The 14,770-nt window shown below is 64.1% G+C and carries 17 protein-coding genes; 9 read left to right on the forward strand and 8 right to left on the reverse strand.

Going from position 1 to position 14,770, the window contains the following annotated elements; translation table 11 throughout:
- Window position 1: 1 nt before the first annotated feature.
- From GCU68_RS05270 to thpR, 4 genes are all read right to left on the reverse strand, one after another.
- Window positions 2-280: a 50S ribosomal protein L31e gene (locus tag GCU68_RS05270; protein ID WP_152939609.1), complete on the reverse strand. Its 279-nt coding sequence runs from the start codon at window positions 278-280 to the stop codon at window positions 2-4.
- A gap of 2 nt (window positions 281-282) precedes the next feature.
- Window positions 283-435 (reverse strand): 50S ribosomal protein L39e, encoded by a 153-nt coding sequence (locus GCU68_RS05275; protein ID WP_006066124.1) that lies wholly within the window; start codon window positions 433-435, stop codon window positions 283-285.
- A 66-nt stretch (window positions 436-501) separates the two neighbouring features.
- Window positions 502-1,476 (reverse strand): hypothetical protein, encoded by a 975-nt coding sequence (locus GCU68_RS05280; RefSeq protein WP_193565072.1) that lies wholly within the window; start codon window positions 1,474-1,476, stop codon window positions 502-504.
- Window positions 1,477-1,597: 121 nt separating this feature from the next.
- Complete coding sequence (gene thpR / locus GCU68_RS05285; RefSeq protein WP_152939611.1) at window positions 1,598-2,155, reverse strand: RNA 2',3'-cyclic phosphodiesterase; 558 nt, start codon at window positions 2,153-2,155, stop codon at window positions 1,598-1,600.
- A gap of 113 nt (window positions 2,156-2,268) precedes the next feature.
- On the opposite strand from thpR, the gene GCU68_RS05290 reads away from it, so the two are divergent.
- The 3 genes from GCU68_RS05290 to GCU68_RS05300 all read left to right on the forward strand — a co-directional run bounded on the left by GCU68_RS05290 (window position 2,269) and on the right by GCU68_RS05300 (window position 5,144).
- Window positions 2,269-3,888 carry a hydroxysqualene dehydroxylase gene (locus GCU68_RS05290; RefSeq protein ID WP_152939613.1) on the forward strand — a complete coding sequence of 540 codons (1,620 nt, stop codon included), beginning with the start codon at window positions 2,269-2,271 and terminating at the stop codon, window positions 3,886-3,888.
- An 80-nt stretch (window positions 3,889-3,968) separates the two neighbouring features.
- On the forward strand, window positions 3,969-4,847 hold the full coding sequence (locus tag GCU68_RS05295; protein WP_152939615.1) for a tetratricopeptide repeat protein: 879 nt from the start codon (window positions 3,969-3,971) through the stop codon (window positions 4,845-4,847).
- Between the two features lie 6 nt (window positions 4,848-4,853).
- Window positions 4,854-5,144, forward strand: a complete 291-nt coding sequence (locus GCU68_RS05300) for a DUF424 domain-containing protein (RefSeq protein WP_152939617.1) — start codon at window positions 4,854-4,856, stop codon at window positions 5,142-5,144.
- Window positions 5,145-5,171: 27 nt separating this feature from the next.
- Here the strand turns inward: GCU68_RS05300 and GCU68_RS05305 are convergent, their stop codons facing one another.
- The gene (locus GCU68_RS05305) at window positions 5,172-6,047 is read right to left on the reverse strand and encodes an ABC transporter permease (RefSeq protein WP_152939619.1); all 876 of its coding nucleotides are present in this window, start codon (window positions 6,045-6,047) and stop codon (window positions 5,172-5,174) included.
- On the reverse strand, window positions 6,044-7,021 hold the full coding sequence (locus tag GCU68_RS05310; RefSeq protein ID WP_152939621.1) for an ABC transporter ATP-binding protein: 978 nt from the start codon (window positions 7,019-7,021) through the stop codon (window positions 6,044-6,046). The genes GCU68_RS05305 and GCU68_RS05310 overlap by 4 nt, the downstream gene beginning before the upstream one ends.
- A gap of 384 nt (window positions 7,022-7,405) precedes the next feature.
- Here GCU68_RS05310 and GCU68_RS05315 point away from each other — a divergent pair, with 384 nt between their 5' ends.
- The 6 genes from GCU68_RS05315 to GCU68_RS05340 all read left to right on the forward strand — a co-directional run bounded on the left by GCU68_RS05315 (window position 7,406) and on the right by GCU68_RS05340 (window position 12,172).
- Window positions 7,406-8,650 (forward strand): aminotransferase class V-fold PLP-dependent enzyme, encoded by a 1,245-nt coding sequence (locus GCU68_RS05315; protein WP_152939623.1) that lies wholly within the window; start codon window positions 7,406-7,408, stop codon window positions 8,648-8,650.
- A 221-nt stretch (window positions 8,651-8,871) separates the two neighbouring features.
- On the forward strand, window positions 8,872-9,960 hold the full coding sequence (locus GCU68_RS05320) for a PGF-CTERM-anchored ABC transporter substrate-binding protein (protein ID WP_227014945.1): 1,089 nt from the start codon (window positions 8,872-8,874) through the stop codon (window positions 9,958-9,960).
- A gap of 99 nt (window positions 9,961-10,059) precedes the next feature.
- Window positions 10,060-10,698 carry an HD domain-containing protein gene (locus tag GCU68_RS05325; protein ID WP_152939624.1) on the forward strand — a complete coding sequence of 213 codons (639 nt, stop codon included), beginning with the start codon at window positions 10,060-10,062 and terminating at the stop codon, window positions 10,696-10,698.
- A gap of 110 nt (window positions 10,699-10,808) precedes the next feature.
- Entirely contained in the window at window positions 10,809-11,057 is a 249-nt protein-coding gene (locus tag GCU68_RS05330; protein WP_152939626.1) for a hypothetical protein, read from the forward strand.
- Window positions 11,058-11,250: 193 nt separating this feature from the next.
- A complete protein-coding gene (sufU, locus tag GCU68_RS05335) occupies window positions 11,251-11,670 on the forward strand; it encodes a Fe-S cluster assembly sulfur transfer protein SufU (protein ID WP_152939628.1) in 420 nt (139 codons plus the stop codon).
- 247 nt (window positions 11,671-11,917) lie between these two features.
- A complete protein-coding gene (locus GCU68_RS05340) occupies window positions 11,918-12,172 on the forward strand; it encodes a HalOD1 output domain-containing protein (protein WP_152939629.1) in 255 nt (84 codons plus the stop codon).
- A 30-nt stretch (window positions 12,173-12,202) separates the two neighbouring features.
- Here the strand turns inward: GCU68_RS05340 and radA are convergent, their stop codons facing one another.
- A complete protein-coding gene (gene radA / locus GCU68_RS05345) occupies window positions 12,203-13,234 on the reverse strand; it encodes a DNA repair and recombination protein RadA (RefSeq protein WP_152939631.1) in 1,032 nt (343 codons plus the stop codon).
- Between the two features lie 149 nt (window positions 13,235-13,383).
- Window positions 13,384-14,577: an outer membrane protein assembly factor BamB family protein gene (locus GCU68_RS05350; protein ID WP_152939633.1), complete on the reverse strand. Its 1,194-nt coding sequence runs from the start codon at window positions 14,575-14,577 to the stop codon at window positions 13,384-13,386.
- Window positions 14,578-14,770: the final 193 nt, after the last annotated feature.

Raw genomic sequence — 14,770 nt, forward strand, 5'->3', positions numbered from 1 at the left:
TTTACTCGGCGACCTCGGCCTCGACGACAGCCTCACCGTCTTCGTCGAAACGCGCCGCGCGGACACGGAGCTTCCGTGGCGGGTTGGAACGGCCCTGCGACCAGACTTCCTCGTTGATCGAGGGGTCCAGTCGGATGGCGTCCTCGTCGACTGCGAAGTGTTTGGCGAGGTGCTCACGAATGAGTCGCATCGCGTAATCGGCGGCCTCGTGGTTGGCTCCTTTCTTCACGTCACGCAGTGGAACGGTAACGACACGTTCCTCGAAATCACTTGCACTCATCGTTATTCGTCAGTGTCGTTGCGCCGCCAGTTGCGTCGCTTGGGGTTTCGCTGCACTTCCATGTTGGTCTTCATCATGACCCAGGCCGGAACGCGGCTGTTCTGGTTCTCGAGTTTGGCAAGACGCTTTTTCTTGCCCTTCGACTTCTTACCCATAGTAGCCGGACGTAGCCCGCGGTGGCATAAAATCTTGTCCATCTCGAGGACGCACGCAGTACGGCCTCAGTCCAACGGTTCCCGCCGGCTGAGGCGCTCGAGCGTGCGCGTGACGGCCTCGAGGGTCGCCTCGCTCAGTTCGGTCGTGTACGTCCAGTGCTCGACGCCCTCGTAGCCGTCGTGGCGGTGAAACGCATCGTGGTCGACACAGCCGCGGCCGTGCCAGCGAGTGCCGCCGCCGATCTCGTCCGGGCCGGCGTAGGCGGTTGCCATCGGCGAGACGCGAAGCGTGTTCTCGTCGGTTCGAACGGCGGTTCCGAGGTCGTGCGCGCAGCGGGAGTCACCGACCGAGCCGACGATATCCGCGGGGAGGAACGTATGGAGCGTCTCGTGAATCGCCATGTTTCGCGTCACTGGCCGCGAGTCCCAGACCTCCGTCGCACCGACGTTCGCGACGGTGCTCGCGTCCCCGCTCGTCCCGTCGATATCGGCGCCGACGATCGCGTTCGGTGCCAGCGTCCCGCCGTAGCCGACCCGGAAATTCGACGGTGCCCAGCACAACAGCAGGTGGCAGGCCGAGCCAGTGAGGACGTTTCGCGCTCGCAACCGATCGTGAAAGACCTCGAGTGTCGTCTCGAGGGTCGGCATAACGGCTTCGGACGATAGCGGGGCCGCCGAAAGCGGAAAGCGAACCAGTCGGCCGCGTTCGACGCGTGCCTCGAGCCCCTCGAGACGCGATCGTTCGTGGGCGTACGCGAGCACCTGCTCGAGGGCGTCTTCGACGGCCGACAGCGCGTCACGAAACGCCGGCGGCCAGTTCTCTCGAACCCCGTCGAACCGGGATCGGAGCCAGCCTCCAACCGACACCGGACCGGGATATACGCGGACGTGGAGCGGGCCGCCGTCGATGGACTGCTCGGCGGCACTCCGGGTCGTCCTCGAGACGGCGGCCGCGCCGCCGATCGATGTCAGTAGTTCTCGGCGGCTGACAAATCGTCTTGTCCCGTCCGCGGATCGGCGATCTCGGGATGAAGGGATCACGGCTGCTCACCGACGGGTCGGGACACCATCGCGTCCTGACTTCTACATCGCCCACCGACATGACGGTTTAACTTGCAGTGGCCGTCGACTCAAGAACGAGCCCGGGTACCCGGCGACGACGTTACTCGAGCGAGAACTGCGCGACCGTCGAGTACTCTGGTCCCTCGCTGGTGAGTGTGCTCTCGGTCAGGCACACCTCGTCGACGTGGGTTTCGCCGATCGTCGGCTCGCGCTCGGTGACGAGGTCCTGCACCAGTTCCTTCCCACCGGCGTGGTCCATCCGCGCGAGCGTAACGTGTGGCGTAAACTCGTGGGACTCCGCCTCGAACCCTAGGTCGGTCGTTCGGCGTTCGATCGCCTCGTGCAACCGGGTGAGTTCCTCGCCACCGGTTTCGGTGCCGACCCAGACGACGCTGATGTACTCGAGGCTCGGGAAGACGCCGAGGCCACCGTAGCGGACGGTGAAGGGGTCGACGTTGGCCTCGTCGACGGCGGTCTCGAATTCGCGCTCGACGGCCGGTAGGCGGTCTTCGTCGACGTCACCGAGGAACTTCAGCGTCACGTGGGCCTGTTCGGGGTCGGTGAAGTTGAGCCCGCTCGCGTCTTCGAACTCGGCTTGCAGGTCGGCGAACGCCGACGCGAGGTCGTCGGGAAGGTCGACGCTGACGAACAGTCGCATACGTGGTCGTTCGCGGGCAGCGTACTCAATGGTAGGGGTGGTCACGACCCCCGCGCCGGCCGGCTCACTCGTTAGGGCGTTCGATTATGTCGGCTGAGAACCTGCGTTCAGTGATGACCGACGTTGCCGTACTTGGCGGCGGAATCGGCGGGCTCACCACAGCCCACGAACTCGCCGAACGAGGGCTCGACGTGACCGTCTACGAAGCCAACGACCGCTTCGGCGGAAAGGCTCGGTCGATATCGATCTCGGACGAGCCAACGGCGTTACACGGCGAACACGGCTTTCGGTTCTTCCCGGCGTTTTATCGCCACGTCATCGATACGATGGCGCGAACACCCGACGGGTCGGGAACTGTCGAGGACAACCTCGTCGAAACCGACGCGACGCTCATCGCGAACATCGACGGGCCGGACCAGATCGCCGAGACGCGGACGCCGAACTCGCTGCGTGGCTGGCTCGAGGCGCTGCGTCCGGCCTTTGCCGAGAATCTGCCACAAGAGGACGTTCGCTTCCTGCTCGAGCGACTGTTGTACGTGCTGACTGCCTGTGAGGAGCGACGCGAGAACGAACTCGACGACGTTTCGTGGTGGGACTTCATCGACGCCGACAACCGTTCGCAGGCGTTTCGCGACCGACTGGCTTTCGCCACGCAGTCGCTCGTTGCCCTCCGGCCGCAGGTCGGGAGCGCCAGAACGATCGGGACGATCTACCTGCAACTCCTGTTCGGCCAACTCGATCCCACTCGACCCACCGAACGCGTCCTGAACGGGCCGACCAGCGAGGTCTGGATCGACCCCTGGATCAGCTATCTCGAGGACCTCGGCGTCGCGTTCCGACCGAACGCGCCGATAACGGAACTCGCGTTCGACAGCCGCCGGATCACCGGTGTCGAACTGGCTGGCGGCGAGACGGTCACGGCCGACGAGTACGTCCTCGCCGTCCCGGTCGAGGTCGCCACCGACCTCATCACACGGCCCATGGGTCGTGTCGCGCCCGAACTCGAGCGAATCGGTCGCCTCGAGACGGCTTGGATGAACGGCATTCAGTTCTACCTGACCGAGGACGTCGAACTGACGCGGGGCCATCAGGTCTACGCCGACGCGCCGTGGGCGTTGACGTCGATCTCTCAACGCCAGTTCTGGACGGGCTACGACCTCGAGACACACGGCCCCGACGAGGTCGAGGGTGTCCTCTCGGTGATCGCGTCGGACTTCGAGACGCCGGGGATCCGCCACAAAAAGCCCGCGAAGGCGTGTACGCGCGAGGAGATCGCCGAGGAGATCTGGGCGCAACTGAACGCCCACCTCAATGCGACCGACACGGTGCTCGACGACGACATGCTCGTCGACTGGGTGCTCGATCCGGCGCTCGTCGAAACGGACGCCGGCGTCGAGAACCGCTCGCCGCTGTTGATCAACACCGTCGGGTCGCTTCGGAACCGCCCGCCAGCCGATCCGGCCATCGACAACCTCACGCTCGCGAGCGATTACGTCCGGACGAACTCAGATCTGGCCTCGATGGAGTCGGCCAACGAGGCCGGCCGTCGTGCGGCGAACGCGATCCTCGAGCGCCACGGCCGAGCGCCGACGGTCGAGGTTTGGGACCTCGAGGAGCCGGCCGTCTTCGAGCCGTTCAAACGACAGGACCGGGTGCGGTATCGGCTCGGGATGCCCCATCCGGGCGCGGTGACCCAGTCGGTTCGCGGGCTCACCAGACGGTTCGGCCCGTAGCGCGCTATCTGCGAGTCCGGACCGACGACGGCGATAGCCGGGTCGCAGCCCTTAACAGTCGTCATCGCCAACACGGGATAATGACTGACCGAGAGGGCGATCGCGACCACCGCTTTTCGGAAGGCGAGGGCTTCGACGACCCCTACGACGAGTTCGATCTGGACCCGCCGGAGTTGAACGTCGATCCGTCGAAGGTCGACCCGGTCGACTCCCGCGTCCTCACCGACACGCTCGACACGCGTAACGTCGATCAGGACGAGGTCGACGCAAGCGAGTTGCTCGACGTCGGACTGAACTACATGCAGATCAACCGCTACGAGCAGGCGACCGAGGCCTTCGAGCGAACCGCTCGCTTCGCCGAGGACGAGCGCATCGAACAGGAGGCGTGGGTCAACAAAGGCGTCGCCCACGCCGAACTCGAGGAGTACGACGAGGCGATCGGGGCCCACCGCGAGGCACTGCGGATCGACGACCAGAGCGAACACGCCGCGACGGCCGAGACGAACCTCGCGTACGCACTCTGGGAGTTCGGCGAGACCGCACAGGCCTTAGAGCACGCCGAGCGCGCCGTCGAGATCGACGAGCGATTCGCCGAGGGCTGGTTCAATCGCGCCTTCTTCCTCTCGGAACGCGGGCTGGCCGAGGAAGCGCTGCACTGCATCGACAACGCGATTCGACTGGGCATGCGCAACGCGAAAGTGCTCGAGGAAAAGGCCGAGATCCTCGAGGAACTGGGTGAGTACGACGAGGCCGAGGAAATCGCCGAGGAAGCGAACGAAATGCGCGAACGGGCCGAACAGCGCATGGTCGAAGATCGCAAGGAAATGCAGGGCCACATGCCGCCCGGTGTCGACGAACACTCCCAACAGGGCCAGCAACGGAATCACCAGGGCGGGGCCGAGATCACGGATCCCGGCCGTGCCTCCGAGCGCGACGACGACGAGTGGCAACTCGAGTGAGAACGGATGATCGTCAACGAACGACAGACACCCGAGGGATTGCTCGTCTCGGTCTGTGACGAGGACGTCCTCGGCGAGACGTTCGAAAGCGAGGGCGTCTCGCTGACCGTCACCGAGGAGTTCTACGGCGGCGAGACGGTCGGCGATGAGACCGTCGTCGACAGTCTCGCTCGAGCGACCGTCGCCAACATCGTCGGCACGCAGGCGGTCGAACTCGCGATCGAGGCCGGGTTCGTCGACGAGGCGAACGTCCTCGAGGTGGGGTCGACGCTGCACGCACAGTTGCTGTGGATGTAGTCGGCGACACCGAAGGCAGCACGCGGACTACAGATCAGTTTTCGTGAACCGATAGTAGCCGATGGCGATGGGGACGACGAGCCAGAACAACAAGACGACGACGCCGAACCAGTCCTCGAGGTAGAACGGCACCTCACCCGCGTACCGTTCGGCCGGCGTCATCTGAGACGCCTCGAAGTCCTCGAGACCGTACTGGAACGTAAACGAAGGGACGGACCCTTCGACGACGGTGCTCGCGAGCGTCGTATAGGCCGACATCGGGTTGAACTGCTGGACGACGAGATACCACGTTTCGGCTTCGATCGGCGGCCCTCGATCGTAGATGAGATAGTACGGACCAGCCGTGAGGAGTTCCCACAGGGCGACGAAAATCATGTAGATGCCGACGACGATCGCCATCGATTTCCCACGCGTCGAGACGCCGGCGGAGACGCCGACCGCGAGGCCGGCGAATGCGAGGCCGAACAACAGTGTGATCGCGCCAAAGGACAGCCAGTCGACCACCGGCACCGAGCCGAAAAAGACCGCACCCAACACGAGTGCCACGAGAAAGGCGAGGACGACGGCCGTGCCGACGACGGCCATTCGCCCGAGCAGTTTTCCGAAGACGACATCGGTCCGATTGGGCGGCAGGCCAAGCAGGAGTTTGATACTGCCCGAGCGACGCTCCCCGACGACGGCCATGTAGCCGGCGATCAGGGCGGCGATCGGCACGATCGTCTGTAGCGGGAACCCCAGAAAGCCAAGCACCTCAGCCGCTGTTGGGTCGTCGGCCGTGTACCAGATCGCCGTATAACCGATGGCGACGATGCCGACGAGGAGCCCGATCAGCGCCCAGAGCAGTTTCGATCGCCCGGCATCCTCGAACTCCTTGCGGGCGACGGTCGTGATATGCGACGTCATCGGTTCCCCTCCGGCGTCACGGCAGTGGCTCCGGGATCGGTAGTCGCCTGTCCGCCACTCTCGCTGTCATCGTTCGTCAGCGTGGTAAACAGCGACTCGAGCGAGACGTCGTCGATCCGTACGTCTCGAATCGTCGCCCCCGCACCGTCGAGCGCGACGACGAGGGATGCCTTCGCCGCCGGATCGGTGATCGAACACTCGAGGGTGTGACCGGAGGCGACGACGTCGGTGACGCCCACGACGTCGCGTGCGGTCTCGAGCAGGTCGTCCGCGGTTGCATCGAGCGTGAGTTCCATCGTCGCCCCGCCACCGATCGACTCGCGGAGCCCCTCGATGGTGTCGACGGCGACGAGGGAGCCCTCGTTTAACACCCCGATACGGTCACAGACCGCTTCGACGTGTTCCAAGATGTGACTCGAGAAGAAGACGGTCGTCCCCCGTTTGGCTTCGCGGTGGACGAGGTCTTGCATCTCGCGGATGCCGTGGGGGTCGAGGCCGGAGGAGGGCTCGTCCATGATGAGCAGGTCGGGATCGCCGACCAGCGCCATGCCGGTTGCGAGGCGCTGGCGCATCCCCTTCGAGTAGTCGCCGGCCGGCCGCGCGGCGTCTGCAGCCGAGAGGCCGACACGCTCGAGGAGCGCGTCGGGATCGTCCGTCGCGGCTTTGGTCTCGATCGCGAACTCGAGATGGCGCCGGCCCGAGAGACGAGGATAGATGTCGAACCCTTCAGGAAGGACGCCGACGCGGGGACTGATCGCGTCGGCCTCCTCCTGAGCGTCGTAGCCGAGCACCGTCGCCGACCCCGCCGTCGGGCGGGTAAAGTCGAGTAACATGTTGATCGTCGTTGACTTCCCGGCCCCGTTTGGTCCCAAAAAGCCGAACACCTCTCCGTCGTCGACCGTGAGATCGAGGTCGTCGACGGCAGTAAGCTCACCGTACGCTTTCGTCAAGCCGTGCGTTTCGATCGCAGCCATCGTGTTGGGTAGTACACATTATTGGCACATAATCGACGGGTTGCGGTTTCAGGGTCGGAAACTCCGCTGGTGACAGCGGTCGACGGTCAACCGTCGATTGTTAGACATTCCCAAACTAGTTTGGCAACACTCACATGTCGGCTGCAATACAACGAAAGCATGGTAGGGAGCGGCTGTCCTGACCACGACCTATTAGGGCATCGCCGACCACCCCTCCCACCACCAGCTGCCATCCTCCCCCTCCCGTCGTCTCGCGTCTGCTGTCGACAGTACCGACACCCGACACTGCCCACCGACACAGGCCGTCGAAACGGGACGGTTTCGCCCGCTCGAGCAGTCAGAGACCGAAGGAGTGTTTTGTCTGGGATACCTGCTAGTCACACAATGAGTCAGCAGAACCTCGAGCCGCTGGACGTCGAGGCGATCCGCGAGGAGTTTCCGATCCTCGAGCGGGAGTTCGACGGCCAGCAGGTCGTCTACCTCGATAACGCGGCGACGACCCAGACGCCGGATCCGGTCGTCGACGCGATGAGCGACTACTATCGCGAGTCCAACGCGAACGTTCACCGGGGCATCCACCACCTGAGTCAGGAGGCCTCGGTCGCCTACGAGGAGGCCCACGACCGCGTCGCCGAGTTCATCGGCGCCGACGGCCGTGAAGAGGTCATCTTTACGAAGAACACGACCGAAAGCGAGAACCTGATCGCCTACTCGTGGGGCCTGAACGAACTCGAGTCCGGCGACGACGTCGTCCTCACGGAGATGGAACACCACGCCTCGCTCGTCACGTGGCAACAGATCGCCAAGCGAACGGGGGCGAACGTCGAGTACATCCGCGTCGACGAGACCGGCCGACTCGATATGGACCACGCTCGCGAGTTGATCAGCGACGACACTGCGCTCGTCTCCGCCGTCCACGTCTCGAACACGCTCGGCACCGTCAACCCCGTCTCCGAACTCACTGATCTCGCCCACGAACACGGCGCGCTCTCGTTTATCGACGGCGCACAGGCCGTCCCCAACCGGCCCGTCGACGTCGGCGAGATCGACGCCGACTTCTACGCCTTCTCGGGCCACAAGATGGCCGGCCCGACCGGGATCGGCGTCCTCTACGGCAAACAATCCCTGCTCGAGGACCTCGAGCCCTACCTCTACGGCGGCGGCATGATCCGTAAGGTCACGTTCGAGGACTCGAGTTGGGGCGATCTCCCCTGGAAGTTCGAACCCGGGACGCCACCGATCGCCGAAGCCGTCGGCCTCCACGCCGCGATCGACTGGCTCGAGGAGCTTGGAATGGAGCGCGTGCAGGCTCACGAGGAGGAACTCGCCGCCTACGCCTACGACCAACTCGCAGCCGAAGGCGACGTCGAGATCTACGGCCCCGAGGGCGGCCCCGACCGCGGGGGACTGGTCAGTTTCAACCTCGAGGGAGTCCACGCCCACGACCTGACGTCGATCCTGAACGACCACACGGTCGCCGTACGGGCGGGCGACCACTGTACCCAGCCGCTGCACGACAAACTCGGCGTACCGGCCTCGACTCGCGCGTCGTTTTACGTCTATAACACGCGCGAGGAGGTCGACAAACTGATCGCTGCGTTAGACGACGCGCGGGCGCTGTTCGCGTAGCGTCTGCAGGTTTTTTATCGAACGCGCTGACCAACGCTGCGTGTCAGCTGTGTCTTTTCCGGCAGTCCCTTGAGCAGTGAGCCATCGGCGACGGGACGCGGGCCGCCCTCAACGTCCACACGAGTGGGCTGCAGCCGTAGTCGGTGTGTGAGCCGCCAGTTCGTTGTGAAAGTTTGTTTGTGATAGGAACAAATATGTTGTATTGTCAGAGAGGGGCTGGTATGCGTCGAATGCGGATACTGTTGGTCGTATCGTTCGTCGTCGTCGGAACGCTTGCGCCGATGACCGGGCTCGGAGCCGCCGGGAACGAAGCACCGTCAGCTGGGTCGTCGACTGCCGCGGAGTGTTCGTACCCCATCACGAAAACCGACGCCACCGGGACGGACGTCACACTCGAGGACGAACCCGAGACGGTCGTCACACTCACCCCGAGCCCCGCCCAGACGATCTGGGATATCGGTGCCGACGAGAAGGTGATCGGCCTCACGAAACACGCCGAGAACCTCGAGGGGTCCGAGGAGCGAACGTCGGTCTCGACCGAGGCCGAGACGATCCAGCCCGAGATCGTCGTCGACCTCGAGCCCGATCTCGTCCTCGCCACGGACACGTCGTACGTCTCCGAGGAGACGATCGAGACGCTTCGGGAAGCCGGATTGACCGTCTACTACATCCCCGAGGCGACATCGCTCGAGGAGGTTCGTGATCGGACGCGACTGATCGGCTCGCTCGTCGGGGCGTGTGACGGCGCCGCCGAGACCGTCGATTGGATGGACGAGGAACTGGCAGTCGTCGACGCCGCGATCGACGGCGAAGACCAGCCAGACGTGCTCTACACGTTCTTCGGCTACACCGCCGGCTCGGAGACGTTCGTCCACGACGTCATCGAGGCCGCCGGCGCGACGAACGTCGCGGCCGAAGCCGGCGTCGAAGGGTATCACGAACTCAACGACGAGATCGTGATCGATTCCGACCCCGACTGGATCATCACGAACACGAACTCTCCCGAGGTGCCAGAGGCACCGGCGTACCAGTCGACGACCGCCGTCCAGAACGACCAGACGGTCGTCGTCAATATCAACGAACTGAACCGCCCCGGGCCGCGGACCGTCGACGCGGTCACAGAGTTAGCAGAAACGTTCCATCCCGACGCCTACGCGGCGGCCGTCGACGACGCCGAGACGCCCGCTGAAACGGACGACTCGGATGATGAGTCCGAAGATGACGAACTCCCCGGATTCGGTGTCGGCGCGGTCGTGATCGCGGCCCTGCTGTTCGTGATGATGACCCTCCGACGGACAGGCCGGTTCTGATCCGGTGGGGTCATACACGTCCCGGCTCCGGATAGCCGGGACGTCCAGCGGACAGCCGGTTGCAGTGGATTTTTCATCAGGTCCCGATCACTGACACCCATGCTCGAGACCGTCCGAACCCGCGCCCGCCCGTACTTCGAGGATGCCCCGCCAGCCCACGACTGGCACCACGTCGAACGGGTCGAGACGCTCGCGGAGACGTTACTCGAGCGCCACCCGCAGTCGGCGTCGGTGGACGGCCGCGTGGTGTCCCTCGCGGTCTTTCTCCACGATATCGGCCGCAACAAGGAAGACCGTGGCGAGATCGACGATCATGCGATCTGGGGTGGCTGGGAAGCAGGACGGATTCTCGAGGCCGTCGGCGTGGCCCCGGAGACGATCGAGCACGTCCAACACTGTATTCGCGCCCATCGGTACTCGAACGAGATCGACCCCGAGACGCTCGAGGCGAAACTCCTCTGTGACGCGGACAACCTCGACGCCCTCGGTGCGGTCGGCATCGCCCGCGCGTTCGCCCACGGGGGGACGCTCGGCTCGCCGGTGTACGATCCCGATGTGCCGGTCGCTGCCGACGACACGAGCGCCGGGCAGACCCAGTACAATCACCTCCGAAAGAAAATCCTCGACCTCCCCAATCGGATGTACACCGACGTCGGCCGAGAACTGGCCCGGACTCGCGGTCGATTCGTACGCACGTATCTCGAGCAGTTCGACGGCGAACTGGCCGGCGAGCGATAACAACTGCGGACAGTGGGCCGTCGCCGCTCAGTCGCAACGAACAACAACAACAAACTCGCACAGAGTTTTTAGTCATCGCGAGTGTACCATCGCATGCCGAGGTGAGAACGATGTACGAGAAACGCATCCGCCGTCCCCAACGAGGTCCGGTCGACGCGATCGTCGACGTTCTTACCGCGGCAACCCGGTACGATCTGCTCCTCGCGATCGTTCCGGTTGCGTTCGCGGTTGCACTGGTCACAGCGATTGCACTGGGTGTCTCGATCGGTCAGACGCTGCTCATCGCAGCGATCGTCGGCGTCTTCGTCATCGCCGACGCCTGTTACCTCAATCCCCCGATCGACCAGGGGTCGCCGTAAGCAGTATCGACCAGCAACCGTTCGGTGTGCTCGAACGGTACACCAGTTCTGAAGACCGCACCCGCGTATCCGATCCCACAGTACACTGGCCCCTCCGTTTCCGTCGTCGCCGAGCGACGTAACCGTTCGTCGTAACGTGACAGCGCCAGCCCCGGAACCCTTTTACAACTCTCAGTGCTACCCGAAGGTACCAATGGGACTGGGCTCGGATATGTACCGACAGCAGATCCTCGACCACTACAAGAACCCGCGTAACTACGGGGAACTCGAGGATCCGACCTTCACCCACATCGGCGAGAACCCGATGTGTGGTGACGAGATTCGCATGGACGTCAAACTCGCCGACGACGAGGAGACGATCGAGCAGGTCGCCTTTTCCGGCGACGGCTGTGCGATCAGCCAGGCCTCCGCGAGTATGCTCTCAAAAGAACTGCGCGGAAAAACGGTCGCAGAGTTGCTCGAGATGGACCGCGACGACGTGATCGACATGCTCGGCGTCGACATCTCGCCGATGCGCATCAAGTGCGCCGTGCTGGCCGAAAAGGTCGCTCAGGATGGCGCAGAGATCTATCAGGGCGAACTCGACGTCGAGAAGACGACGACCGAAGACTGAGGCCGTTCGTTCGGCGCCGAAGACCGGGTTCTGTTCGTTCGATCGTCACCACGCGTTTCCCGACCGCGGGTCAGTTACTGCTCAGGACCGACCTCGGATAGCGGGTTCAAGACGATACCGTGTTCGATCGCGTGTGTGGGTCGTTCGGGACGATCACCGTCCCCGAGATCGTTGCACGCGACCCCGTCAGCGCACTCTCACTCCGTGCAAAGATAGGCTTTTGCTAACTGAAGACATACAGTAGTCGATGAACGACGGGCGGTCGGTGAGAGACGATTCTGTCGCTGACATGATCATCAGCGCAGTGGCCGATGCGGAAGGAGTCGATACCCTCGAGTTGCCGCCGCTGTGGGACGTGATCGATCCCGACGCGCTCGAGGCAGTTTTCGCGCCGTCAAACGGTGGTCGGTTCGGTGACCGTATCGGTCGGCTTTCGTTCGAGTACTGCAGCTACGTAGTTACTGTCGAGTTCGGTCACTCGACCACGGTCACACTCGAATAACAGACAGGGTCGGCCTCGACGCGAACCGCGTTACTCCGGTTTCAGTCCGCCGTCCTGAACGCGCATGACGGCTTCGCCATCGGCAAGGTTCGGTGCGTCGACCAGACGGACGATCCGCTTGTCGCCTTTGGATTTGCGCAGATAGATCCGGAACGTCGATTTGTGGCCGAGAATGTTGCCACCGATCGGCTGGGTCGGGTCGCCGAAGTAGGAGTCGGGGTTCGAGGCGACCTGATTCGTGACGATGACGGCGGTGTTGTAGAGGTTGCCGACCTTATCGAGGTCGTGGAGGTGTTTGTTGAGTTTCTGCTGTCGGTCTGCGAGTTCGCCACGACCGACGTACTCCGCTCGGAAATGGGCGGTCAGCGAGTCGACCGCCAGCAGGCGGACGGGATACTCCGACTCTTCGTGTTCGCCAGCCAGTTCCTTCGCTTTCTCGGCCAGCAGCATCTGGTGGTTGGAGTTGAACGCCTTCGCGACGTGGATCTTGTCGAGGATGTCCTCGATGAGTTCGTCTACTGCGCTCTCGTCGGCCGCCGAGCCTTCGATTTCGCGGTCCTCGAGCGTCGCGTTGATGACCTCGTCGTCGAGGCCACGAACCATGTCGTCGATTCGCTCCGGCCGGAAGGTGTCCTCACTGTCGACGAAGATGGCGCTGCCGTGCAGTCCGCCGACTTCCTTCGGGAGCTGGACGTTGACGGCCATCTGGTGAGTGACCTGAGATTTACCGGAGCCGAACTCACCGTACACTTCGGTGATCGACTGGGTCTCGATACCGCCACCGAGCAGGTCGTCGACCTCGTCGATATGCCAGCTCAGTTTCCCGATCTCGTTTCGTCGCTCGAGGACGGTCGACCCGGTCTCGAAGCCGCCGATGTCGGCGGCGTCACGGGCGGCGCGAACGATGTCCGCGGCCGTCGACTCGCCGACGTCGGCCGTGTTCGACAGTTCCGACGGCGACGCGACGGCGAGACTCTGGAACGAGTCGAAGCCAGCGTCGTGAAGCTTGTCTGCGGTTGCGGGGCCAACACCGGGGAGCGTCTCGAGGTCTGCTTCAGGCATACTCAGTCGTTGTGCCGGACCCCGTATAAACCCTCGTTAACAGGAGGGTGAAAGTGAAAGTGCAAGACTGCGAGGGGGTACTCGAGAGACGGACGACAAATTTATACGGAAACACGCGGTTCGTGCCGACCGGCGACCAGCGAGAAGATTCAGCGACCGCGGGCGTCGGCGTCCCACTCGAGGCAGGCGAGACGCTCGCCGGTGGCGACGTACAGCGCTTGCTCGCCGATCGCTGGCGAGCCGGTCACAGTATCCTCGAGGCCGTAGTGCCAGGACAGGTCGCCGTCGTCGGCGACGTCGATGCCGTACAGCGACCCGGTCGCGTCGCCGACACAGAGGACGTCGCCGGCGAGCACGGGACTCGAGGTGACTGCGCCGTCCAGAGCGATGCCTTTCTTCGCGAACAGCCAGCCCCGAAGTTTCCGCCGGCCGAATGTCGTATCGGTGACGTGGAGATAGCCATCCGCGGCCCCGACGAACGTCATATCGGCATCCTCAAGGATGGTCGCCGCCGAGGTGAACGACCCTTGAATCTCGTAGGTGAACCAGGACTGGCCGCTACTGGCGTGTAACGCGACCAGCGTCCCCTCGTCGTCGGCAACGTACACCCGGTCGCCGACGACCGTCGGCCCATCGACGATCGTCCCGCCGATCGGTGCGTCCCAGCAGTCTTCGCCGGTCGCCGCTTCGAGTGCCCGGATCGTCCCGTCGGCGGTGGCGACGTAGACGCGGTCCTGATCGTGTATTCCGTCGTCGGCGTCCATCTGTGCGTCCTCGAGCGACAACAGATCGAGATCCTGTTCGTCCTCTTGACGGGCTCCCCAACCCCCGTGGCGGTCTCTATCTCGCTCGCCGTCGACAGCCGGCGCACCCACGACGGGCGTGTCCGTCTCGTGTGTCCAGACGACCTCGCCGCTGTCGGCCTCAAGCGCCGAGAGCCCGGCTGTGTGGCCAGCGTAGAGCGCCTCTCCCGCGAGTGCGAGCGGGGCCTCGAGCCCACCCGGAAGGTCGGTCCGCCAGCGTTGCTCGCCGGTCGCAGGCTCGAGGGCGTAGACGACACCCTCGTCCGTGGCGAGATACAGGGCGTCGCGGGTGACGACCGGTGCCATCTCGGTCGCCGCCGTCGTCTCGAACACCCAGCGACGGCGGCCGGTGTCGCGCTCGAACGCGTAGCAGTTCCCGTTGCTCGTTCCGACAAAGACGGTGTCCCGATCGAGAACCGGCGACCCGGCGGGGCCGACGAGGTCGGCCGTCCAGCGAGCTGCGATCTGACGGGGCCCCTCGAGGTCGCGTCGACACCCCGAATGCTGGGGGTCGCCTCTGAACTGAGTCCAGTCTGTCACTACCGACGAGTACCGAACGAACCGATATAACGTATGCGACAGTCAGCGACAGATGCAGATCGGTGTGCTCGATGCGACGCGAAACGTAGCCCTGACTCGGGACTCTCGAGTGGTCAGAAGGATCGGCAGGAACCCGGGACAACTGGTGTATGGCGCAGTTGATGATGATGTGGCGTGGTGGGTGTCCTGCCGT

The organism is Natronorubrum aibiense (genome assembly GCF_009392895.1).
Taxonomy (GTDB): Archaea; Halobacteriota; Halobacteria; order Halobacteriales; family Natrialbaceae; genus Natronorubrum; species Natronorubrum aibiense.